The organism is Sorangium sp. So ce185 (assembly GCF_051526825.1).
Taxonomy (GTDB): domain Bacteria; phylum Myxococcota_A; class Polyangia; order Polyangiales; family Polyangiaceae; genus Sorangium; species Sorangium cellulosum_D.
In genome coordinates this window covers 13,753,203-13,774,135 of the sequence record NZ_CP150316.1, presented here as the reverse complement: position 1 = coordinate 13,774,135, position 20,933 = coordinate 13,753,203, and the positions used below count along the sequence as shown (strand labels likewise).

Annotated in this window: 15 protein-coding genes; 6 read left to right on the top strand and 9 right to left on the bottom strand. The window is 74.2% G+C overall.

Annotated elements, in window-relative coordinates; genetic code table 11:
- Window positions 1-39: 39 nt before the first annotated feature.
- Together WMF26_RS50975 and mobA are read right to left on the bottom strand one after the other, a co-directional pair.
- The gene (locus WMF26_RS50975) at window positions 40-900 is read right to left on the bottom strand and encodes a Uma2 family endonuclease (protein WP_437998599.1); all 861 of its coding nucleotides are present in this window, start codon (window positions 898-900) and stop codon (window positions 40-42) included.
- Between the two features lie 45 nt (window positions 901-945).
- Window positions 946-1,662 carry a molybdenum cofactor guanylyltransferase gene (gene mobA, locus WMF26_RS50970; RefSeq protein WP_437998598.1) on the bottom strand — a complete coding sequence of 239 codons (717 nt, stop codon included), beginning with the start codon at window positions 1,660-1,662 and terminating at the stop codon, window positions 946-948.
- A 173-nt stretch (window positions 1,663-1,835) separates the two neighbouring features.
- Here mobA and WMF26_RS50965 point away from each other — a divergent pair, with 173 nt between their 5' ends.
- Entirely contained in the window at window positions 1,836-3,101 is a 1,266-nt protein-coding gene (locus tag WMF26_RS50965; RefSeq protein ID WP_437998597.1) for a CapA family protein, read from the top strand.
- A 77-nt stretch (window positions 3,102-3,178) separates the two neighbouring features.
- On the opposite strand, the gene WMF26_RS50960 is transcribed toward WMF26_RS50965, so the two are convergent.
- On the bottom strand, window positions 3,179-3,670 hold the full coding sequence (locus WMF26_RS50960; protein WP_437998596.1) for an N-acetyltransferase family protein: 492 nt from the start codon (window positions 3,668-3,670) through the stop codon (window positions 3,179-3,181).
- A 107-nt stretch (window positions 3,671-3,777) separates the two neighbouring features.
- On the bottom strand, window positions 3,778-4,743 hold the full coding sequence (locus WMF26_RS50955) for an NAD(P)-dependent alcohol dehydrogenase (protein WP_437998595.1): 966 nt from the start codon (window positions 4,741-4,743) through the stop codon (window positions 3,778-3,780).
- Between the two features lie 133 nt (window positions 4,744-4,876).
- On the opposite strand from WMF26_RS50955, the gene WMF26_RS50950 reads away from it, so the two are divergent.
- The 5 genes from WMF26_RS50950 to WMF26_RS50930 all read left to right on the top strand — a co-directional run bounded on the left by WMF26_RS50950 (window position 4,877) and on the right by WMF26_RS50930 (window position 9,708).
- Complete coding sequence (locus WMF26_RS50950; protein WP_437998594.1) at window positions 4,877-6,436, top strand: MYXO-CTERM sorting domain-containing protein; 1,560 nt, start codon at window positions 4,877-4,879, stop codon at window positions 6,434-6,436.
- Window positions 6,437-6,546: 110 nt separating this feature from the next.
- A complete protein-coding gene (locus tag WMF26_RS50945) occupies window positions 6,547-7,236 on the top strand; it encodes a helix-turn-helix domain-containing protein (RefSeq protein WP_437998593.1) in 690 nt (229 codons plus the stop codon).
- Between the two features lie 121 nt (window positions 7,237-7,357).
- Window positions 7,358-8,518 carry an epoxide hydrolase family protein gene (locus WMF26_RS50940; protein ID WP_437998592.1) on the top strand — a complete coding sequence of 387 codons (1,161 nt, stop codon included), beginning with the start codon at window positions 7,358-7,360 and terminating at the stop codon, window positions 8,516-8,518.
- Between the two features lie 87 nt (window positions 8,519-8,605).
- A complete protein-coding gene (locus WMF26_RS50935) occupies window positions 8,606-9,226 on the top strand; it encodes a TetR/AcrR family transcriptional regulator (protein ID WP_061624763.1) in 621 nt (206 codons plus the stop codon).
- Window positions 9,223-9,708: an SRPBCC family protein gene (locus WMF26_RS50930; RefSeq protein ID WP_437998591.1), complete on the top strand. Its 486-nt coding sequence runs from the start codon at window positions 9,223-9,225 to the stop codon at window positions 9,706-9,708. Before WMF26_RS50935 ends, WMF26_RS50930 begins: the two co-directional genes overlap by 4 nt.
- On the opposite strand, the gene WMF26_RS50925 is transcribed toward WMF26_RS50930, so the two are convergent.
- The 5 genes from WMF26_RS50925 to WMF26_RS50905 form a co-directional block, all read right to left on the bottom strand.
- The gene (locus WMF26_RS50925; RefSeq protein WP_437998590.1) at window positions 9,697-10,566 is read right to left on the bottom strand and encodes a hypothetical protein; all 870 of its coding nucleotides are present in this window, start codon (window positions 10,564-10,566) and stop codon (window positions 9,697-9,699) included. The genes WMF26_RS50930 and WMF26_RS50925 overlap by 12 nt on opposite strands.
- Before the next feature lie 65 nt (window positions 10,567-10,631).
- Window positions 10,632-12,467: a vWA domain-containing protein gene (locus WMF26_RS50920; protein ID WP_437998589.1), complete on the bottom strand. Its 1,836-nt coding sequence runs from the start codon at window positions 12,465-12,467 to the stop codon at window positions 10,632-10,634.
- Between the two features lie 241 nt (window positions 12,468-12,708).
- Window positions 12,709-14,406, bottom strand: a complete 1,698-nt coding sequence (locus tag WMF26_RS50915) for a serine/threonine-protein kinase (protein WP_437998588.1) — start codon at window positions 14,404-14,406, stop codon at window positions 12,709-12,711.
- Window positions 14,407-14,553: 147 nt separating this feature from the next.
- Window positions 14,554-18,633 carry a kelch repeat-containing protein gene (locus tag WMF26_RS50910; protein WP_437998587.1) on the bottom strand — a complete coding sequence of 1,360 codons (4,080 nt, stop codon included), beginning with the start codon at window positions 18,631-18,633 and terminating at the stop codon, window positions 14,554-14,556.
- Window positions 18,633-20,912, bottom strand: a complete 2,280-nt coding sequence (locus WMF26_RS50905; protein ID WP_437998586.1) for a Kelch repeat-containing protein — start codon at window positions 20,910-20,912, stop codon at window positions 18,633-18,635. The genes WMF26_RS50910 and WMF26_RS50905 overlap by 1 nt, the downstream gene beginning before the upstream one ends.
- Window positions 20,913-20,933: the final 21 nt, after the last annotated feature.

Sequence of the window (20,933 nt, the reverse complement as noted above, 5' to 3'; positions counted from 1 at the left end):
CTCGGCGGCGCCCGCCGCGCCCGGGCGGAGGCGCGCGCGTCACGACCCGCGCCTCTTCAGACGCTCGATCTCGGCCAGCGCCTCGGCGAGGCGATGCTCGAGCTCCTTGCGCAGGCGCGCCTCCTCCTTGCGCCTCCGCGCCTCCTCCTTGCGCCTCCGCGCCTCCGCCGCCGCGCGTTCCTCGGCCGCGCGAGCGCGCACCTCCAGGCTGTCGAGCATGCCCTCGAGCGTGCTGATCATCTCATCCGCCTCGAGCAGCGCCGAGCTACCGTGGAAGAAGCGGAGGCGCTCGTCCTCGATCGCCAGGTCGAGCCCGAGCACCTGGGAGATGTACCGGCCGCCCTGCGGGATGATCCGCTCGTACCGGCGCAGCCCCGCGCCGGACCGCGCGCTCCCCAGGGGCAAGCGGAACCCCGAGAGCTGGAGCCGGGGCCGATCGAAGACGTAGTACTCCGGGATGCCGAGGCGCGCGTACCGCTCGACGTTCTCGGCCAGATCCTTGCGGCGGCGGCCGGAGACGAGGACCTCCAGCGCGAAGTCGAGCCCGCGGCCCTCCACGCCGACGATCCACTTCTCGCGCCGGTGCGCGGGCACGTCGAGCACCGCCATCACGTCCGGCGCGAACATCCGCTCGCCGGGGTAATACACGGGGAGCTCGCACGCGAGGTACACGCGGCGCCCGATCCGGGCGAAATAACTGCCGAGCGCGGAGCGGGCGCCGATCTTCGCGTTGAAGTGCTCGTCGCCCTCCGGCGGCGTCGCCTCGGAGACGGGGAACTCGGAGGGGAGGCTCGCGATCACGCGCGCACGGCCGGCCGGGCTGAGCCGCGCCCAGACCTCCTCGGTGGGCGCGCGCGGGTCGTCGGGATCGACGCGGTACACGAGAGCTGGCTGGCGCATCCCCGCAAGAATAGCCGGCGCCGGGGGTTCATCCCAGGCCGGGGTTCACGGGCGGCCGGCGCCCTGCCCCGCAGCTTCCGCCGCGCCGGAGAGCTCGCGCAGGGCCGCCGCGTACTCCTCGGGTGTGTTCACGTTGCGCAGCGAGCGCAGCTCCGGATCGGCGGCGCGGAGCGCGGGATCGTCGAGCAGCAGCTCCGGCCCGGCGACCAGCGTGCGCGCCCGCGCGAGCAGGGCGGTCAGCCGCAGCTGGTCCTCCGCGAGCAGGGCCGCGGCCTCGGCGCGCACCGCGCAGGCGTACACCGCGACGAGCGGGTGATGGCGCCCGTCCGCCTGCGGCATGGCGATGGCATGGCCGCCTGCCTGGAGCTCCGCGAGGCGCCGCACGAAGGCGGGGTGCAGGAAGGGCGCGTCGGTCGAGGTTACCACCGCCCGCTCGGCGAGCGGCGCGACCGCGTCGAGCCCGGCCGCGATGCCCTGCATCGGCCCGCGGCCCTCCACCGGATCGCGCACGAGCAGCACCCCGTCCGGCAGCGGCGGCAGCGCCTGCCCCGGCGCCGCGACCACCGCGATGGGCCAGGCCGCCTCGCCGAGGCGCCGCACGACCCGCTGGAGAAGCGCCTCGCCCCCGAACGGCAGCCACGCCTTGGGGCGCCCCATCCGGCGGCTCTGCCCGCCGCACAGCACCACGCCCGCCAGCCCGGCCACGCGGCCCGCCGCGCCGGGCTCGGCGCCCTGCGCCACGAGGAGCTGCTCCCGCTGCATGGTCACCTCGGCCGCAGCATGGGCGCGCCCGCGGGCGCCGGCCACCGGGATCGCCGCGGCGCGCGCGACGGCGGCGACGGCGGCAGCGACGGCGGCGTGCCCGGATTGTTGCGCCCAGATTGTTGGGCGCGGGCGCGCGCCCGTGGATAATGCGCGCCGAGAAGCCGCTCGAGATGCGCTCCGCCCCTTTCTTCCTCGCGATGTGCGCCGCGGCCGCGCACATCGGCTGCGAGCGGCCCGCGAACGTGGGCGCCGGTCTCGCCCCGCCGCCCGCCGTCGCGGCGGTCGCGCCCCGCGACGCCGCGGCGCCTCGCGATACGCCCGCCGCCTCGGCCGCGCCGGCAGCCGGCGCGCCGGCCGCCTCCGCCGCGCCGGCCGCCTCCGCCGCGCCGGCCGACGCGATCACGCTCGTCGCGGGCGGCGACGTCTGCCTCGGCAAGGCGCTCGGCCAGGAGCTGCTCCGCAATCCGGCGCACGATCCGTTCGCCCCCGTCGCGGCGCTGTTCGCCTCCGCCGACGTGCGCTTCGTCAACCTCGAGAACCAGCTCAGCGACCAGGGCGGGGAGACCCAGCACCGGCTCCAGCCGCTCGTGTTCACGGGCCCGCCGGCCGGCGCGGACGCGCTCGCGCGCGCCGGCATCAGCGTGGTGTCGCTCGCGAACAACCACATGTGGGATTACGGCAAGAAGGCGTTCCTCGAGACGCTCGACCACCTGGAGCGCGCGGGCGTCGCCTACGTGGGCGCCGGCCGGACGCGGCAGAAGGCGTACGCGCCGGTCGTCATCGAGCGCCGCGGCTTCCGCGTCGCGGTGCTCGCCGTGACCGGCATCTGGAACCAGGGCTCGCTCTGGGAGCACCCGGCGCGGGCGTTCGTCGCGGCCGCGGAGCGGGACGGGCTCGCCGCCGCGGTGCGCGCCGCGCGCAAGCAGCCCGGCGTCGACGCCGTCGTGGTGAGCTACCACGGCGGCACCGAGTACCTGGACACCCCGCTGCCCCCGGCGCGCGCGCTCGCGGCCGCGGCCATCGACGCCGGCGCCGACGCCTTCCTCGGCCATCACCCGCACGTGCTCCAGGGCATCGAGCTCCGCCGCGGCCGGCCCATCTTCTACAGCCTCGGCAACTTCATCATGAAGGTGAAGCGGACCGGCCCCGCGGTCGAGCTCGGGATGCTCGCGCGCCTGCGCCTGCGGCGCGGCGCGCCGCCCCTTGCCGAGATCTGCCCCGTGCGCAGCGAGGGCCTCGGGACGGTCCCGCTCGCGGCCGACCCGCGGCGCGCCGAGACGGAGGCGGCGTTCGCCGAGCGGATGCGCCGCGTCTCGGCGTTCGTCAAGGGGGAGCCGGCGATCGGCCCCTTCGACGAAGGCGGCTGCGCGCGGCTCGAGCCCGCCGCGGAGGCCGCCCCCGCCTCGCCGCCGAAGGTCGCCGGGCCGATCCGCTGAGCGACGCCCTCACCGTTGGCCGGCCCGCGCGCGCGGCGATCGCGGTCCTGTCGCGCAGCGGACGGGGTGCGGCCAGCTCAGAGCTTGCGGCACATCCACACGCTGGAGATCTCGACGTCGAACCCCGCCTTCCGGTACGCGCGTCGCGCCGGGGCGTGGCTCGGGTCGCCGCCGGTGCCGACGGTGGCGACCCGCATCCCTGCCTGCTTCATGCGCGCCACCGCGAAATCGTACATCGCCGTGCCGATGCCCTTGCCGGCCTGCGCGGGGTCGACGGCGTTGAGGCCGATCTCGCCGACGAGCGTCTCCGGATTGAGCTGGACCGCCACGAAGCCGGCGACCTCGTCGCCGGATTGCGCCACGTACACCTCCCAGCCCGAGCCGGCCGCCATCAGCGACGTCAGCAGCCCTTCCTGCGCTTCGTCTGTCCGCCGCTGCGCCAGCTCGTAGATCTCGTCGCCGAGGATCGCGCGGAACGACGCGAACACGGGCGCAAAGGCGGCGCGACGGATGGCCTGGAGGCGGGCCGCGTCCTCGGGGCGGGCATGGCGGAAGTGGAGATCAGGCATTGGACGTTCTCCGATTCGGCGCCCTGTCCAAGCATGGCGGCCGTGAAGCTTCAACCTGCACACGACCATGCCGCGCGGAGCGGGCGCGGCCCGCGCGCACAGGCATCTTACTCCGCGAGCTTCAGCACGACGCTGCCCGTCTTCTGCCCAGACGCGGCGTAGGCGTAAGCCTCCTGGACCGCATCCAGGGAGACGGTTCGGTCGATGACGGGCCGGAAACGCCCCTCCGTAACGAGCCGGCCCATCGCCTCGAGAAACACCTTTCGGTCGATGGGTATCGGGAACACGACCCGCTGTCGGCCGAGCACGGGCGTGAGGAGCGCCAGGAATGGATTCTGCCAGCCAGGTCCGGGCTCCGAGGAGACGTACACGCCCCGGGGCGTCAACAGGCGCTTGCAGGCGCCGAACGTGCTCTTTCCGACCGCGTCGAACACGTAGTCATAGACCTGGTCGTCCCGGGTGAAGTCTTCTTGTTCGTAGTCGATGACCCGGGCCGCCCCGAGCGACCTCAACAGCTCCAGGTTCTTGGTGTTCCCCACCGCGGTCACGGAGGCGCCCAGGTGAACGCAGATCTGCAGAAGCGCGGATCCGATCGCCCCGGTGGCCCCGTTGATCAGCACGCGGCTATCCTTCTCGAGGGCCGCTCGCTGGGTGATGCTGTAAGCATACCAGGCGCCCTCGATGGAGGCTGCGGCCTCTTCGAAGCTCAGGCCGCTGGGCATGCGCGCGACCGAGTCGTCTGCGGAGATGACGAGGTACTCTGCATGAGACCCGGCCCCGAGATCGTTGATTCCCCAGACGTCGTCGCCGACCGAAAAGCCGCGTACGCGCGAGCCGATCGCCTCCACCCGTCCCGCGAAGTCGGTGCCGAGCGCCTTGTTCCTGGGCCTGCGAAGGCCGGTCATGAACCGCAGGATGAACGGGCTGGCCGAGAGCAAGGCACAGTCGGTGCGGCTCACCGTCGCCGCGTGGACCCGAACCACCATCTCGCCATCGGCCGGCGTGGGCACTGCCACGTCTTCGATCCGAATGACGGAAGGCGTGCCGTACCGTTCCCGTCGGGCGGCTCTCATGGTTCAGCCATACCGGGAATGGCTGAACATGTCCATGTCGTCGGGACCATTCGGCCTGGCCATCTCCGCCGGGAGATGGGGATCACCCATCTTTTGCTGGAGGCGACGAGCGCACAGGCGCATTCTGGCAGCCATGACGCTACGCCGCGCGCCCATCGCTCCGCTCGCCCTGCTCACCTCCCTCCTCCTCGCCGCCCCCGCCGCGGCGGCCGTCGTGCCGGTCGGCACCACCGACGAGCTCGTCGCCGCGATCGGCGCAGCCAAGGCCGGCGACGAGATCGTCCTCGCCTCGGGCACCTACGCCTTCGACGGCGTCTCCTGCGCGGCCGCAGGCACCGAGGCCGCGCCGATCGTCGTGCGCGCCGCCGAGCCGCTCGGCGCGATCCTCGAGCTGTCGGGCCTCGAAGGCTTCAAGGTCAGCGGCCCGAACTGGCACTTCGAGGACCTCGACATCCGCGGCGTCTGCGCCGACGACTCGGACTGCGAGCATGCCTTCCACGTCGTCGGCGCCGCGAGCCGCTTCGCCCTCCGCCGCTCGAAGGTGCGGGACTTCAACGCCCAGCTCAAGATCAACGCCGCGCAGGTGGACGGCGTCTGGACGGCCCCCGACGACGGGCTGATCGAGCGATCGGAGCTGTTCGACACCCACCCGCGCAGGACCAGCAATCCCGTCACCAAAATCAACATCGACGGCGGCAAGCGCTGGCGCGTGCGCGACAGCTACCTGCACGACTTCCAGAAAGACGGCGGCGATGGTGTCAGCTACGCCGCGTTCATGAAGAGCGGCGGCTCGGACGGGCTCTTCGAGCGCAACCTCGTCGTCTGCACCACCGCCGGCTCGCCGGACGGTGTGCGCATCGGGCTGTCGTTCGGCGGCGGCGGCACGGGCGCGCAGTACTGCGCCCCGGCCTACGACCCCAACGTGCCCTGCGAGGTCGAGCACACCGGCGGAACGATGCGGAACAACATCATCGCGAGCTGCTCGGACGTCGGGATCTATTTGAACCGCGCGACGGACACGCGGCTTCATTTCAATACGCTGATCGCGACGAGCGGGATCGACTTCCGCTTCGCGACGACCAGCGGCGTCGCGCGCGGCAACGTGCTCACGGGCAAGATCCGCGACCGCGACGGGGCCACGCATCAGGAGAGTGACAACCTGGCCGAGGTAGGGCTCGCGACGTTTCAAACGTGGTACGAAAATCCAGGTCTCGGCGACCTGCACCTCAAAGGGGATGTGGCGTCGCTCGTCGGCAAAGCGCCCGCCGAGGCCGCGGTGACCGACGACTACTGCGCGCGCGGGCGGCCGGGCAGCGGGGGCTTCACGCTCGGCGCGCTCGAACATTCGCTCGGCGACTGCGCGACGGTGCCACCGCCGGGGCCCTCCGGCGAAGGGGGCGCGGGCGGCGGCACCACCGGCTCGGGCGGGATGGGCAGCGGCACCGGAGCCGCGGGTGGGATGGGCAGCGGCACCGGAGCCGCGGGCGGGGGTGAGGCGGGCGGCACAGGCGGCGCGGGCAGCGGCACCGGCGCCGCCGGCGGGGGTGACGACGCCTCCAGCGACGGCGAGGGCTGCGGCTGCCGCGTCGCGGGCGTCGGCGGGGATGACACCCTTGGCCTCCTGACGGCGGTCCTCGCCGCGTTCGTCCTCCGGCGACGACAGGCCTCCTCATCGCGGAGCGACGCCAGGTAGGTGGCGTTACAGCTGGTGTCGGGCCGAGCCGTCCGCCCGCGCCCGGCGTGGGAATTCCCCTTGCGGCGCGGGCCGGCCATACTGCGCAGCATGACGAAGGGAAGCTGCCCATGAGGACCACGCGAGCCATCCGCGGCAGCGACCATGCGCTGGTGCAGCGGATCACGCGCGTCGCCTATGGCGACGACACGCAGGACCAGTCCCTGCCCGACGGCTGCTGGGACCTGGTGTTCATGAAGCGCCGCGGCCGGCTGCAGGTGCTGCATACCGGTCTGATCACGCACCCGGTGACGCTGGGCTACGAGACCGGCGACGAATACCTGAGCATCGCCTTCCGGCCAGGCGTGTTCATGCCGGGGGTGCCGGCGATGGGCATGCTGGACCAGGGCGTGCTGCGCCCGCTTCCGAACCCGCGCTCGTTCCTGCTGGGGCCGCGAGCCTTCGAGGTGCCCGACTTCGAGAACGCCGACGATCTCGTGAAACGCCTCATCAGGGCCCGCCTGCTGGTGGCGGACCCGGTGGTGTTCCGCGTGCTGCGAGGCGATCCCGCCGGCACCAGCCTGCGCTCGGTGCAGCGCCGGTTCCTGAGCGCCACCGGCCTCACGGCGAAGCAGCTGTCACAGATCCACCGTGCGCAGGCGGCGCTTCAGCAGCTGATGCATGGCGATGCGCCGGCCGACGTGGCCGCCGCCTGCGGCTACGCCGACCAGGCGCACCTGGGCAATTCGCTGAAGCGGATCATGGGCAGGACGCCCGGCGAGGTGGCGCGGGCTGCCGCCCGGCCCGGGCCCAGGCGCTGAGGGCCGAGGCGGTCCGTCGAGGCCTGAGGCTGTCGTTTTCTTCCAAGACCGGGCCCTACCCCGGTGGATACGGTGGCGCCGCCGGCTCGCACCGGCGAGTTCGACCAACCCGAGGGCCCCCATGCACCGCGACGCCGAGATCCACCCCTTCCGCATCGACATTCCGCAAGCCGACATCGACGACCTGCGCGAACGCCTGGCGCGCACGCGCTGGCCGGCGCAACTGCCGGGCGGCGACTGGGTGAGGGGCGTGCCGGTGGCCTATCTGCAGCGGCTGGCCGCGCACTGGCAGCACAAGTACGACTGGCGACGCTGCGAGGCCCACCTGAACAGCCGCCCGCAGTTCACCACCAGGATCGATGGCCAGACGATCCACTTCGTGCACCTGCGCTCGCCCGAGCCGGACGCGCAACCCCTGTTGTTGCTGCACGGCTGGCCCGGCAGCTTTGCCGAGTTCGACCGCGTGGTGGACGCGCTGTCCGATCCGCGCCGCCACGGCGGCGACCCCTCGCGGGCTTTCCACCTGGTGATCCCGTCGATCCCGGGTCACGGGTTCTCGATGCCGCTGGCCGACGCCGGCTGGAACCACGGCCGCTGCGCCCGTGCGTTGGCGGCGCTGATGCAGCGCCTGGGCTACACGCGCTACGGCGTGCAAGGCGGCGACGTGGGCGCGTTCATCGCGGTGGAGCTGGGCCGCGTCGACAGCGAGCATGTCAGAGGCCTGCACTGCAATGCGCTGGTGACGTTTCCCTCCGGCGACCCCGCCGAGCTGGAAGGCCTGACGGCCTCGGAGCAGCAGCGCCTGGAGCGGCTGCAGAGCTTCCGCGACCGGATGATGGGCTTCGCGCATATCCAGGGCACGCGGCCGCAGACGCTCAGCTACGGGCTGCACGATTCGCCGGTGGGCCAGCTGGCCTGGATCGTCGAGAAGTTCAAGGAATGGACCGATCCCGCGGCCGCGCTGCCGGAGGATGCGGTGGGCCTGGACGCGCTGCTGGACAACGTGAGCCTGTACTGGTTCACCGGCACCAGCGGCACCTCGGCCAACCTGTACTACGAAGCCTTCAACGACCCGTCCGCCTGGGCGCCCAAGCCGCGCGGCACCGTGCCCATGGCCGTGGCCGTGTCGCTGACGCAGGACGTGGCGGTGCGCCGGCTGGCCGAGCGCGATCACCACATCGTGCGCTGGACCGAGCTGGAGCGCGGCGGGCATTTCCTGGCGACGGAGACGCCCATGGCGCTGACCGTCGATGTGCGGGAGTTCTTCGGTTCGCTGTGCTAGGGCCGGTGGCCCGTCGCCCGCGCGCACCGTGACGCCGGCGCGCCCGTCGAACTTGACACAGTGTAAACTGTGCCCCAAGTTGACACCGTGTCAAGCAAGGACGGGGAGACCCGCGCCGTGATCCTCGAGGCCGCGCGCCGGCTGGTGACCGAGCCGGGGCGCCGCGGCGTCTCGATGGCGGAGATCGCGTCGGCAGCCGGGGTGTCGCGCCAGGCGGTCTATCTGCACTTCGAGACCAGGACCCAGCTCTTGGTCGCGCTGGTGCGTCACGTCGACGAGGTGCATGGGTTCGCCGACCTGGTCCGAAAGTGCGAGCGCCTCCCCGACGCGCGCGCGATCCTCTCCGAGTTCATCGGTGCGTGGGCGGGCTACGTCGCCCACATCACCGACGTGGCGCGGGCCATGCAGGCGGCGCGGGCCACGGACGAGGACGCGGAGCTCGCGTGGCGCGACCGCATGCGCGGTTTCACGGGCGTCTGCGCGGGCTTCGTGGCGCGGCTTCAGGCCGAAGGCGCGCTGGCCGACGAATGGTCGGCGTCGGATGCGGCGGACTTCTTGGCCACCCTCCTGTCGATCGGGAACTGGCAGGAGCTCATCGAGGAGCGGAGTTGGTCCCGGCCGCGCTACGTCCGCGCGATGCGCCGGAGCGTGGAGCAGAGCCTGCTCAGGCCGATGGAGATCAAGACGGCACCGAGGAGGCGCTCGTGAGCGGCGCGCAGCCGGAGCTCTTGGCGCAGGGTTCGGTGGAGATCGGCCGGCCCCTGCGCGAAACGTTCGCGTACGTGTCCAACCTGGAGAACTTCCCGGCGTGGTTCCCGGGCGTCGCAGCCATGCGCGAGCTCGACACGCTGGAGCACGGGCAGGTCGGCAAGCGCTACCGGGAGACCCTGCGCATGCCCTTCGGGCGCACCGGCACGATCGACATCGAGGTGAAGGAGGCGCGCGTCGGGGAGCGTCTGCTGACCGAAGGCGAGGGCTTCCTCTTGCCCCGCATGAGCGTGGGCTTCGCGGCGCTCTCCGGCGACTCGACGCGCGTCGAGTGGCGCATGGTCAGCCGCAATCAGCGGTGGTGGTTTCGCTGGCTCGTGGTCCCGCTCCTGCGCCCCGTGATGCGCGGCCGAGCGCGCGACGGACTGCGTAAGCTGCGCGAGAACCTGGAGCGCGAGCCGTCGGCCAGCTCACCCGGATGAGCCCCCGGCGCGCCTCACGCCCGCCCCCCGCCGCGCGCCCCCCACCTCGTCGACCGCCTCGAGCGCGCTCTCGATCTCGCGGACCATCTCGTCCGCCGCCTGCTGCTCCCGGTCGGCGCGCGCCTCCAGGGCCGACGTGTCGAGGCGCATCTCCACCCGCCGCAGCACCTCGGCGACCCGCTGGCCCTCGGCCGAGGCGGCGTCCACGCGCCGCCGCTTCAGCGCGCCCAGCGCGGCGTCCACGGCGGGCAGGAGCGGCGCGGCCACGACCGGATCGGCCGCCTTCAGCTTGGCCCGCGTGCGGTTCGCGAGCCCGATCAGCTGGCCGAGCGGCGAGCGGGCACGCCGGCGCTGCACCGCCCACCCGACCGCGGCGAGCGCGCCAAGACCGAACAGCACGGCCGCGCCCTGCACATAGGGAACGGCCGCGGGCGCGACGGGCGGGATCACGGCGTCCGGCACCTCGACGGTGATGCCCCCCTGCAAGCAGCTGGTCAGCTCCTGCGCCGTCTGGAGCCGCGCGCGCGCGAGCGGCAGGAGCCGGAGCGGCAGGCACGGGGCCTCGACGCCCGCGAGCGCGCACGCGGGCGCCGGGTCGCCGGTCGCGATGGCGTGGACCTCGTGGGTCACCGGGTCGCGGCTCGTCACGTGGAAGCCGCCCTGCGCGAAGTCGACGAGCCCGCCGCTGTCCACCGAGGCGCCGCCAGGCGCCCCCGCGGGCCACGTCGTCGTCGCCGCGTCGACGACCGACGCGTCGGTCGAGCACACGAGCTTGCCGCGAAGGACGATCTCGCCGCCCGGCGGCACGTCGACGTGCTGCGCCGCGCGATCGCGCCGGAGAGGGAAGGTCTGCGTCATGTCCGCGCCTCGGAGGTGCCGACGGCTCGCCGCGCTCGGGGCATCATGGCCATCGTCATGCGCCCTCAGCGGAGGTGCGACCGCGAGGCGGTCTCGAGGAGCATCGCGAGCACGAGCGGGTCGCCCAGGCCGTCCGCGGCGCCCGCGTGGCCGCGGAGGCGCGCGAGGCGGTCCGCGTCCTTCAGGAACAGCGGCTCGCCGAGCGCGCCGGCCGCGACGCGCAGGATGCCCTCCCGCTCGGAGAGCAGCGCGACGGCGCGGGCGCGATCGCCGAGCGCGATGTGCCGGGCGGCCTCGGCCAGCGTCTCGCCGGCGGCGAAGCCCTGGATCGTCTTGCCGACCGACAGGTCGACGCTCGCGGCGCTGTCGGCGTCGCCGGTCGCGTACGCGACCTTGAGCGGCGCCTCGTCGACGACGTTCTTCTTCGTCACCCGGTCCTTGTACTTGAGCTCGATGGACGCGACGGTCCGCGCCTGCGCGCCGGCGGGGAGGCCGAGCTTGAAGAGCAGCGCGTGGCCGTCGTCGCGCGAGAACGCCGGGATGAAGAACCGCATCCCGCCCTCGGCGTCGTCCTCGCGGTCCCTCGCGATGCGATCGCGCCGCGCCGCCTGCGCGTCCGCCGCCACCTCGATCGCCCGCACGCGCGCCGCCTCGGCGTCGCTCAGCCGGCGCGAGCCGTAGACCTGGAGCAGCTTCACGTCCGGCTTCAGCCGCACCCGGAGCTCGACCGCGGTCGCCACCGGATCGAGCCGCTTGTCGAGCTCCGTCGCGAGCGCCGGGGCGATCTGGTCCGGATCGCGCAGGTAGTAGTACCCGCCGGCCCCGTCGCTCGCGATGCCGCTCATCAGCGCGCCGTCGTAGTCGGCGCCGAGCCCGAACGTGCTCGTCTGGACGCCGGCCTGGAAGGCGTCGAGCGCGAGCCTCGAGAGCCGCTCCGAGCTCATGATCCCGGCGTTCGCGCGCCCGTCGGAGAGCAGCAGCACGACCCGCACGGCGCCGTCGGGGATGCCCGGCTGGGCGGCCTGCGCGTAGCCGAGCTCCAGGCCGCGGCCGATGTTGGTGCCGCCGCCCTCGGCGATGCCCGCGATCGCGGCCTTGATCGCCGCTCGCCGGGGCCCGACGGGGCCGTCGGGGATCCTCACCGCGGCGTCGCTCGAGAAGGTGACCAGCGAGAAGTCGTCGCTCGCGTCGAGCCTGTCGACGAGCGCCTGCGCCGCGTCGCGCGCCCGCGCCATCGGCTCGCCGCTCATCGAGCCGCTCACGTCGAGCACGAGGTGCACCGACAGGTGCGGCCGCGCCGCGGGCGCCTGCGCCGTGGAGCGGAGCGCGACGCGCACGTGCACCGGGCCGCCGCCCGGCGGGACCTTCGCCCGCTCGAGATCGGTGCGCAGGGCGAGGGTCACGCCCTTCGGGACGTCGATCGCGGGCGCGTACCGGGCGCCGACGTCGCTCACGAGCTCGCGCTCGCCGGCCGGGACGATGCCGCGCGCGACGGCCGACTCGAACGCCGCGAGGTGGCCGCCGCCGGGGCGGTACGTGGTGGCGAAGCGGCCGTTCGGGTCGAGGGCCGCCTCGGGGGCCGCGCCCTCGACCGCCGCGGCGACGGGGGGCGGGGCGGCGGGCGCCGGCAGGCCGCCGATGCCCGCGCGCCCCTTGCTGGCCCCCGCGCCGTCCCCGGGCGCGGCGGTCGCCAGCGCCGCCTCGCGCTTGGCCCCGACCGCCGGCGCCCCGAGCGACACGTCCGCGGTCTCCCCCGACGCCGACGCCGGAGACACCGTCGATGACGCTGTCGACTCGGATACCCCCCTGTTGCTGCACGCGAGCCCTCCCGCCGAGAGCCCCAGCAGCAGCGCGCCGCCGAGGAGCGCGCGCCTTGCCCACACCATCCCGAGTTCGCCCATGCTCTTCTCCCTCCCCGCGGACCGAGCGGGTGCTCGGTCAGACGGGCCAGCGCCGCATCCGTTGTGTCACGCCGCTCTCCGCGGCGCCGGCGCGGGGGCGGCGAGGTGCTCCGGGGCAGACAACGCCGGGCGAACGAGGTTCGCCCGATCGCGCAGGCGCCCGCCGCGGCGACGCGCGCCGCCGCCGGTCTGGGGCGCCGCAGGGCCGCAGGCACGCGGCCCGGCCGGACGAGGGCGGTGGCTACTCGATGAAGCGCGGGGGCATGAGCGGGTCGTGCGCGAGCGGGGCGGTGGGCGCGGCGCTCGGCGCGCCCGCCGGCGCGGCGCCCGCACCCCTGGAGGGCGCCGCGCTCGACGCGTCGGCGGGGGCGGCGGCAGGGACCGCGCTCGCCGCCGCGGGCCGGGGCCGCCTCTCCGGAGCGCGCTTCCGGGGCAGCGGCAGCTGCAGCTTCGGGGGGAGCGAGCCCGCCTCGGTGATGGCGACCTCGCGCTCGATCTCGGAGCTGCCCTTGAAGACGCGCACCTTGTGGCTGCTCCCGAGCGCGCCCGTGAGCTCGACGGTGCCGTCCTTCAGGGGCGCGGGCACCCCGTCGACCTCGACCGAGGCGTCCGCGGGGACGATCGCCAGCTCGACCCGGTGCTGGACGGGCGCCTGCACGGCCGCCGGGGGCGCCGCCCACTGGACGGTGGGGAGCGCCCTCGAGAGCCCGCGAGAGACGAGGTGCATGCCGGTCATCGCCGCGCCCGCCGGGGCGCGCGCGCGGTGCGTCACGCCCCAGCCGAGGCCCGCCACGAGCAACGCGGCGAGGGCCACGTGCGCCTTGCTCCGGGGGCGCTGCGGCGCCCGCGCCTCCTCGCTCACCCGCGGCGTCTCGTCCGCCTCGAGCGCGGGCACCGTCGCGCAGTCGGTCGACTGGTCGCGCCAGCGCTTCGCGGCGCTCCCCGCCGCCGCGCCCGCGACGCTGCCCCGGCGGTGCACGCGCGGGCTCGCCCGGACCTCGAGCCTCGGCGCCGCGGTCTGGCGCTCCGACGGCGAGAGCGGGACCAGCATGCCCTCGTCGAGCGAGAGCGGGTCGTTCCCGAGGAGCGGCCTGATCGCGTCGAGCATCACCGAGGCGTACGGGTACCGGGCGACGGGCTGGTACTGGAGCGCGCCGTCGACGACCGCGGCGATCTCGGGCGGGACCCACGGCGCGAAGTCCTGGACCGGCGGCGGGAGGTCGGCGACCAGGGTGGCGATGAGATCGCCGAAGGCCTCGACGTCCTCGGTCGGCGTGCGCCCCGCGAGCGCGTGGTAAAGGACGATCCCGAGCGCCCAGATGTCGGTCCGGTGATCGATGTCCTTGATGCCCCGCGCCTGCTCCGGGGACATGTAGCGGGGCGTCCCGAGCATGCTCCCGGACCGGGTGAGCCCCGTCGTGTCCCGGCGCGGCTCGTGGGCCGGCTTGATCTTGGCGATGCCGAAATCGAGCAGCTTCACGATGAGCCCGGCGCCCCCCTCGCGCTGGGCGAGGAACAGGTTGGCGGGCTTGATGTCGCGGTGCACGACGCCGGCCTCGTGCGCCTTCTGCAGGCCGACGCAGGCCTGCGCCACGATCCGGAGCGCGACCCGCGGGGGCAGCGGGCCGAGGCGCGAGAGGAGCTGCGCGAGATCTTCGCCGCGGAGCAGCTCCATCACCAGGAACGGCGAGCCGGTCTCGCGGTCCACGCCCGTGTCGAGCACGCGGACGATGTGCTCGGTCTGGATGGCGCTCGCGGCCCTCGCCTCGCGCTCGAACCGCTCCAGCGCAGATCGGCTGTGGACGATCTCGCCGTTCATGACCTTCACGGCCACGCGGCGCCCCTGCTCGGCGTCGTCGGCCTCGTAGACAGCCCCCATCCCTCCTCGGCCGAGGAGGCGGACCAGGGTGTACCGTCCGCTCAAGGTCTTGCCGTCCACAAGAAAGCTTTACTCTAGAAGATGTAGGCGGGGCCTCAATCGCGATGCTACCTCGACCCGCGAGCCCAGGGCATCCGTGCTGCCACGCCGGATTGTTGCGCTCCCACAGGACGGGTCGGGCCAGCCAGACCGGCCCCCCACGCCACGTCAGAACGTGTAGCGCATCCCGATCTTGGGCGCGATCACGACCATCACCGTGCCGGCGAGCGACTCTTGCTCGAACCTGGCAAAGTACCCGCGATCGAGGTCGACCCGGCCGTAGGCGCCCTCCGGGGGGTTCGTCCATACGGGCTCCTTCAGCCGGACCAGGACCGCCGCCGCGAGGCCGGCCGTCACCGCGAGGTGATCCCCGAAGCGCAGGCCCCCGCGCACCTCCGGCGTCATCACGAAGAACCTGGCGGGGTCCTGCGCCACCGTGGGATCGAGGTGGAATTCCATGGCGCTGGCGGAGGTGAACGTGCCGGTGCGCTCGTCGCGCACGGTGCCGAGCAGGGCGCCGGCGCCGAGCCGGACCGAGAAGCGGTGGCGGTCGCCGAGCGACAGGCCGGCCCAGCCGCCCGCCAGGAAGCCGCGGAGGACGAGGGCGTCGTCGGCCGCGCCGGAGCTGTCCGGCAGGCTGTCCTGGATCTGCAGCGACATGCGCCGGGCGGCCACCGTCTGGTGCACCTGGAGGTAGCCGGTCGTCACGCCGAAGCCGAAGCCGGACCAGAGCTCGTAGCCGGCGTGGATCGCGCCGACGCCGCCTGCGCCGACGCCCATCGAGCACGATCCCGTGCACTGGACCGCGGCGGCGCCGCCGAACGACGGCAGGAACGCCGGGCCCGCGTCGAGCTCGACGAGGAACCGCCCCGGAGGGCGCCCGAGCCGCACGCGCTCGAGCGGCACGGACACGACCGTGCGCGCGCCGCGGGCGAGGACCGCCTCGCGCTGCGCGGTGACGAAGCCGCCCGCGGCGACCTCGATCCGGTGCCGGCCGGGGCTCAGGCGCCCCTCCCAGATGCCGCTGCCGAGCGCCACGCCGTCGACGGTGACGCTCGCGCACACCGGCGTGGGCTCGATCCGGAGCGTCGCGCTCAGCTCCTCGGCGAAGAGGGCGAGGGGCGTCGTCTGCTTGAGCCGGATGATCACCGAGGCGGGCATGGTCCCGAGGTCGCCCGAGCCGCGCAGCACCACCGTGTGATGGCCGGGCGAGAGCGGCCCCTCCCACGGCGTCTTGCCGACGGTGTAGCCGTCGACGAGCACGTCGAGCGCCTTGCCGTTCCGCTCGATGACGCGCAGGCGCCCCGACTCGACGAGCTTCTGGAGGCGCGACAGGATGCGGACCACCTGCCCTCCGGCGACGTCGACGCGGGTCTCGAACGGCTCGAAGCCCTCCTTGTAGACGCGGATCACGTGGCTGCCCGCGCCGACGCGCAGCGGCGCGGGCAGCGGATAATCGCCGCGGCGCTGGCCGTCGACCATGATCGAGGCGCCGATCTCAGCGTCGGCGACGTCGACGGTGCCGACCAGCCCGCGCAGGCGCACGACGGCCTGCTGCGCGGCGTTCCTGGTCTCCGGCGGCAGCCGCTGCGCGAAGTCGCCGAGCAGGGTCTCGAAGAGCGCGAGCGCCTCGTCGTAGCGGCGGAGCTGCTGGAGGCACAGCGCCGCGCTCGAGGTGGCGCTCCAGGTCGGATAGTCCTGCCGCGAGGCGAGGAACTCGGCGAGCGCGGCCTCCCAGGCGCCCTGGCGATACAGATCGAGGCCGCGCTCGAAGTGGGCGCGCGCCTCGGCGACGGGATTGGCGGCGGGCGGAGGCTCGACGGCGTCCGAGGGCGGCGCGGCGGCGGGCGGCGGCGGCGCGGCGGCGGGCGGCGGCGGCGCGGCGGCGGGCGGCGGCGGCGCGGCGGCGGGCGGCGGCGCCGGAGCCGCGGCGGCGGGCGGCGAGGACGCGGGCGGCGCGGGGGAGGCCGGAGCCGCGGCCGGCTGGGCGAGCGCGGCGGCGTGCGCGAAGGCGGCGGCGAGCGCGACGAGCGTGCCGAGAGCGCTGGCGGCGCGGCGTCGACGGCGGCGCGCGACGCCGAGCGCGAGGACCAGCGCACCGGCGGCGCACGCCGCGACGGGGGCGGCCCGGCCCGGCCCGGCGCTGCAGCCGGACGCGGGCTCCGGCGCGGGCGGCGCCGGGACGCAGTGGCCGCGCAGGTTGCAGGCGTAGCCCGACAGGCAATCGTCGATCGAGGCGCAGCTCTGCCTGCAGGCGCCGCTCTGCGGATCGCATCGATAGGCGACGCAGCGCACGCTCACCTGCGCGGGACACGCGGAGGACGCCGTCGTGCACCGCACCGCCTCGAAGGTGTTGAGCTCGTCGGCGCACCTGGCCGGCGCGCAGATCGAGCCGGCCTTCTCCGGGCTGCCCGTCTCGCCGCAGCGCCCCTCGGTCCCCGGGGCGCCGCAGGTGCCGCAGGGACACGGCACGTCACAGCAGGTGCCGTCGACGCAGATATCGGGGGACAAGCAAGCGGTCGTCGCGGTGCACGCCTCCCCCCGGGACAGGCCGAACCGCTCGGTCTCGGCGAGCGTGATGTCAGAGTAACTCCCCCCTGCCACCAGCACCTCGCCGCTCGACAACACCGTGGCGGTGTGCCCGACGCGCGGGGAGCTCATGGAGGTCGTGAAGGCCCAGGAATCTGTCGCCGGGTCGTACCGCTCCGCGCTGCTCAGGTAGAAACCGCTGTCGTTCACTCCGCCCGCGAAGAGGAGCATGCCGTCGGGTAGCAGCGATGCGCTGTAGCCCGCCCGCCGGCGGTTCATCGGGCTCGTCAGCGTCCAGCGCCCGGCCTCCGGCTCGTATCGCTCCGCGCTCGCGATCCAGCCGCCCGTCACCAGGACCTCTCCATTCGGCAGTGACGTCATCGTGATACCGCTGCGCGCGTGGTTCATCGGCTCCTTCGTGAACTCCCACCGATTGGCCTCGGGGTCATACAGCTGCGCCGTGGCGTACGCGCCGGGAACGTAACGTCCGCCCGCCACGAGGACCTTGCCGTTCGAGAGCAGCGTTGCCTTGTGCCCAGCGCGCGGGTCGTCCATCGGAGCCATGAGATCCCACCGGTCGAGCTCGGGGTCGTACAGCTCCACGCTGTCGGTAAAGAAGGTATTCTTGCCCCCGCCCACCACGAGGACCTTTCCGCTCCGGAGCAGCGTGGCCGTGTGCGCGGTGCGGGCGAGTTGCATCGGCGCCGCTTCGGTCCATGTGCCCGTCTCCGGCTGATAGCGCTCCGCGGTCTCGAGATCGACGTCGTCAATGTCGTAGGCACTCTCCACGTCACCGCCCACGACGAGGACCTCGCCGCTCGAGAGCAGCGTCGCCGTGTGCCGGGCGCGCGCGTGCTTCATGCTCCCCGTGAAGCTCCAGGCGTCGGCCGCCGGGTCGTACAGCTCCGCGCTGTCGAACGTGGTGCTCGTCGCGTCGAGAGGGCCGTCGTCCCGCCCCCCCGCCACGAGGACGAGGCCGCTCGGCAACAGCGTCGCGGTATGGCCTTGCCGCGCGACGTTCATCGCGCCGTGGGTCAGCACCCACGCCGGGTCCACGAGCACCGCCTCGCCGCCCGCGTCCACCGTGAGCTCGATGCGCGAGCCCCGCGCCCTGAGCGCCATGGCCACAGGCCGCCCCGAGAGCGCGTGGGCCCGCGGCGCCGAGACCCGCAGCACCGCCGTCCCCCTCCCCTCCTCGACGAGCTCCACCGCCTCGCCGCGCTCGCGCAGCGTCGCGCCCTCCACCTCCCACGCCGCCACCGCCTCGCCGCCGCGCGCCACGCCCTCCTCGAGCAGCAGCCACTCCTCCACGCCGCGCTCGGTCGCCGACCAGAACGATGTCCCCCCGCTCCGCCGGTAGGCCACGGCCTGCTCCACCGCCATGCCCTCCCCCGCGGCCCCGAGCTCTCGCACCCGCACCTCCACCCCGGCCGGCGTGCGGATCCGGATCGGCTCGCTGCCCTCGCGAGGCAGCACCACGTGCGGCCGCGAGGGTCTCCCGCTCACCTCCGCCGAGCCCAGATGAAACCCCTCCCCGTCGGCGACGAACGCCTCGCGCGCCTCGAGCACGGCCGCGGACTGGTCCGGGAACTGGCGGCGCAGGGCCGCGGCGGACGCAGGCGGCTCCACCTCGCCGCTGCAGCCGGAGAGCCACGCGGCGGCCCAGAGCAGCAGGGTGAGGCGCGGCAGAACGCGCCTGAGGGAGCCGCGCGGGGACATCAGGAGCCTCCCCGCCGCCGTGGGAATCGGCCCCGGAAGAGCGAGGCGCTCCGCTGCCCGACGGCGAGGAGCGCAAGGAGCGCGGCGCCGAGGCCGGCCTTGGAGGCGCTCGCCGCCGCGGTGGCCGGCCCGGCGCTACAACCCGGGCTCGCGGCGGGCGGAGGGAGCACGCAATGGCCGAAGAAGTCGCACACATGGCCCGGCGCGCAGTCCTCCCACGAGCTGCACTCGACCTTGCAGGTGCCGCTGACCTGATCGCAATCGTACGGCGCGCAATCCACGACCTCCCGGCCATCGCTGCTCGCGCCCGCGCAGCTGGCTCCATCGGCGGGGCAGAGGACCTGCGCCACGCTGTGCGTCTGGTCGCGGCACTGCGCCGGGGCGCACACGCCGTCCTTGGGCACGGCGAAGCAGGCGCCGAGCCCGTCGCACGATCCATCGCAGCCCTCGCGCGCACAGTCGCCGCGGGCATCCGAGCCCTTCGGCTGGAGCACACAGCGGCCGAGCGACGAGGGCATGGCGCACGAGTGACAGGGCTCGGAGCACCGCGACTCGCAGCAGACGCCGTCGACGCAGGCGCCGCGCCCGCACTCGGCGTCCAACGCACACCGGAGTCCGACGATCGAATACCGCTCTGGGTACACGGATTCGCCGACCAGCAGCACATCGCCGGTCGGCAGCCGTGTCGCGGAGTGGTCGTCGTGCAAACCGTTCGTGGGCGCCGTCTCGGTCCAGGCGTCGGTCTCCGGGTCGTACAGCTCCACGCTCCTGTAGGACGCGCTGTCCGAGGAGGAGGGCTCACCCGCGACCAGGACCATGCCGTTCAGCAACGCCGTCGCGCTGGGCGAGGGGCGCCGTCCGACCATCGGGCCCGTGGGGGACCAGGTGCCGGCTGTGGGATTGTACCGCGCCGCTCCCAGCGTGCCCACGGCCAGGACCTCGCCGCTCGGCAGCGGCGCCATGACAAGGGCGTCCGAGGAGAACGTGTTGCCTCCGGGCAGCGACCCCGTGGGCGTCCAGGTGTCGGTATCCGGGTCGTACAGCTCCGCGCTCCTGAGCTCACCGCTGAGTCCCCATCCTCCCGCCACGAGGACCTTGCCGCTCGGCCGCAAGAGCACCGCAGCGTGGGCCTCGCGAGCGTCGTTCATCAGTGCCGCGGAGGTCCAGATGCCGGTCATGGGGTCGTACAGCTCCGCGCTGGAGAGAGCCCAGCTTCCCGTCGCTCCGCCCGCCACGAGGACCTTGCCATCCGGCAGCAGCGTCGCGGTGTGCTCAGTCCGCGGCGTGGCCATGGATGCTCCGGATTTCCAGGTGCCGGCCTCCGGGTCGTAGAGCTCCACGGTGTCGACGGGCGCGTCCCCGGAGAGGTTGTTCTGCCCCCCGAGCACGAGGACCTCGCCGCTCTCCAGCAGCGTCGCGGTGTGACGGTAGCGCGCTACGAGCATCTGGCCCACGAGGCTCCAGGTGTCGTCTGTCGGGTCGTACAGCTCCGCGTCGGCGAGCTCCTCGGGCCAGTCGCTACCGCCCGCCACAAGGACCTTGCCGCTCTGCAACAGCAGCGTCGCGGTGTGATCTCGCCTGACCGCGACGTTGCTGCGCCCCGCCGGCTCCCACGCGGGATCCACGAGCGCCGCCTCGCCGTCCGCATCCGCCGACAGCTCGATCCGCGCCCCCCGCGCCCGGAGCGCCACGGTCATGCGCCGCCCCGTGGCCGCATAGGCGCGCGGCGCCGTCACGCGCAGCAGAGGCGCGCCGCGCGCCTCGTCCACGAGCTCCACCGCCGCGCCGCGCTCGCGCAGCAGCGCCCCCTCCACCTCCCACGCCGCCACCACCTCGCCCGCGCGCGCGACGCCCTCCTCGAGCAGCAGCCACTCCTCCACGCCGCGCTCGGTCGCGGACCAGAACGACGTCCCGCCCGCGCGCCGGTAGCTCACCGCGCGCTCCGCCATCGCGCCCTCGCCCTCGGCGCCGAGCTCCCTCACCCGGATCTCGCCGCCGTCCGCGAACCGGAACCGGATCGCGCCGCTCCCGTCGCGGGGCAGCTCCACCTCCGGCCGCGCCGCCCGCATCCAGGCTCCGCCGGGCTCGGTCGCCGCCAGCCGGAACCCGTCCGCCGCCGGCGCGAACGCCTCGCGCGCCGACAGCACGGCGTCCGCATGCGCCGGGAAGCGCTGTCGCAGCCCGGCGGCCGCCGCGATGTCGTCGGGCTCTGCCCCGCAGCCGCCGACGAGCAGCGCGGCCGCGAGCAGGGGGGATGGCGTCGGAAGCGATCGTCTCAAGGAAGCGGGTATTGCCGGCAC

What these genes read in the sequence shown, in the direction of transcription:
- WMF26_RS50975 (WP_437998599.1), bottom strand. Translation starts at nt 900, where the DNA reads ATGCGCCAGCCAGCTCTCGTGTACCGCGTCGATCCCGACGACCCGCGC.
- mobA (WP_437998598.1), bottom strand. Translation starts at nt 1,662, where the DNA reads ATGCAGCGGGAGCAGCTCCTCGTGGCGCAGGGCGCCGAGCCCGGCGCG.
- WMF26_RS50965 (WP_437998597.1), top strand. Translation starts at nt 1,836, where the DNA reads ATGCGCTCCGCCCCTTTCTTCCTCGCGATGTGCGCCGCGGCCGCGCAC.
- WMF26_RS50960 (WP_437998596.1), bottom strand. Translation starts at nt 3,670, where the DNA reads ATGCCTGATCTCCACTTCCGCCATGCCCGCCCCGAGGACGCGGCCCGC.
- WMF26_RS50955 (WP_437998595.1), bottom strand. Translation starts at nt 4,743, where the DNA reads ATGAGAGCCGCCCGACGGGAACGGTACGGCACGCCTTCCGTCATTCGG.
- WMF26_RS50950 (WP_437998594.1), top strand. Translation starts at nt 4,877, where the DNA reads ATGACGCTACGCCGCGCGCCCATCGCTCCGCTCGCCCTGCTCACCTCC.
- WMF26_RS50945 (WP_437998593.1), top strand. Translation starts at nt 6,547, where the DNA reads ATGAGGACCACGCGAGCCATCCGCGGCAGCGACCATGCGCTGGTGCAG.
- WMF26_RS50940 (WP_437998592.1), top strand. Translation starts at nt 7,358, where the DNA reads ATGCACCGCGACGCCGAGATCCACCCCTTCCGCATCGACATTCCGCAA.
- WMF26_RS50925 (WP_437998590.1), bottom strand. Translation starts at nt 10,566, where the DNA reads ATGACGCAGACCTTCCCTCTCCGGCGCGATCGCGCGGCGCAGCACGTC.
- WMF26_RS50920 (WP_437998589.1), bottom strand. Translation starts at nt 12,467, where the DNA reads ATGGGCGAACTCGGGATGGTGTGGGCAAGGCGCGCGCTCCTCGGCGGC.
- WMF26_RS50910 (WP_437998587.1), bottom strand. Translation starts at nt 18,633, where the DNA reads ATGTCCCCGCGCGGCTCCCTCAGGCGCGTTCTGCCGCGCCTCACCCTG.